This is a genomic window from Streptomyces phyllanthi, assembly GCF_009377205.1.
In the GTDB taxonomy this organism is placed as follows: Bacteria; Actinomycetota; Actinomycetes; order Streptomycetales; family Streptomycetaceae; genus Streptomyces; species Streptomyces phyllanthi.
The window spans coordinates 1-1,004 of the sequence record NZ_VJZE01000939.1 but is presented as its reverse complement, the minus strand read 5'-3'; the positions used below and the strand labels follow the sequence as shown (position 1 = coordinate 1,004).

The following is a 1,004-nucleotide window of genomic DNA, read 5'->3' as shown; positions in this document are numbered from 1 at the left end:
GGAACGGGAGAGCGCGGGGGTGCGGGACCGATTGAGGGAGTGCCCCTCCCCTTCTCCCCCGGCTTCCGTGGACACCACCCGTCGCGGCGCCTGTCCTCGTTCCCCTACGCCCGTTGACTCCCGTCCTCGTCCAGGAGTTCCGCGTCGTACGTCAGCAGCGCGATCTGCACCCGGTTGTTGAGGCCGAGTTTGGCGAGGATGCGGGAGACATGGGTCTTGACCGTGGCGACGCTCATGAAGAGTTCGGCGGCGATCTCGGCGTTCGAGGCGCCCCGGCCCACGGCGACGGCGACCTCGCGCTCGCGGTCGTGGAGGACGGCCATGCGGGTGCGGGCGTGTGTGCGGCGGGTGTCGGGGGCGCCGTCCGCGGCGTGGCGCATCAGCTGGCGGGTGACGGCGGGTGAGAGCACGGGGTCGCCGGCCGCGACGCGGCGTACCGCTTCGACGATCTCGGCGGGTGGGGTGTCCTTCAGTACGAACCCGGCCGCTCCGGCGCGTAGCGCGCGCAGTACCTGGTCGTCGGCGTGGAAGGTGGTCAGGACGATGATCTGAGGGGCGTTCTCGCGGGTGCGGAGCCGTTCGGTGGCCGCGAGTCCGTCCACGGTCGGCATCCGGATGTCCATGAGGACGACATCCGGGCGGATGCGGTCGACGAGGGCCTCGACCTCGCCGCCGTCGGCGGCCTCGCCGACGATCTCGATGCCGTCGGCACCGCCCATCATGAAGGTCAGGCCGGCTCTCACCAGGGGGTCGTCGTCGACCAGGAGCAGTCGGATCGCAGTCATGCGGCCTACCGTAATGAGGGCGACGAGGACGTGGGGGTGAGCCGTGCGTATGTGGCCGTGCGGGGTCCGTCGGTGAACGGATCAGCCCCTGCGGCGTTCGGGGAGCGGGGTCCGGGGCGGAGCCCCGAGGCAGGGCCCGGCGGCGCAGCCCCGAATTCGGGGGTTCGAGTGGGCGTGCCCCCCTGGGCGGAGTGGGGGGAGCCTCGGACACCGGTACCC

The 1,004-nt window shown here is 72.0% G+C and carries 1 protein-coding gene; it reads right to left on the bottom strand.

What is annotated here, in order from left to right; genetic code table 11:
- Positions 1-104: 104 nt before the first annotated feature.
- Positions 105-785, bottom strand: coding sequence for a response regulator (locus tag FNH04_RS46260; protein WP_152792185.1), 681 nt, complete (start codon positions 783-785; stop codon positions 105-107).
- Between the last annotated feature and the right edge of the window lie 219 nt (positions 786-1,004).

Excerpts from the sequence above, each read along its gene's own strand:
- FNH04_RS46260 (WP_152792185.1), bottom strand. The coding sequence starts at position 785 with ATGACTGCGATCCGACTGCTCCTGGTCGACGACGACCCCCTGGTGAGA.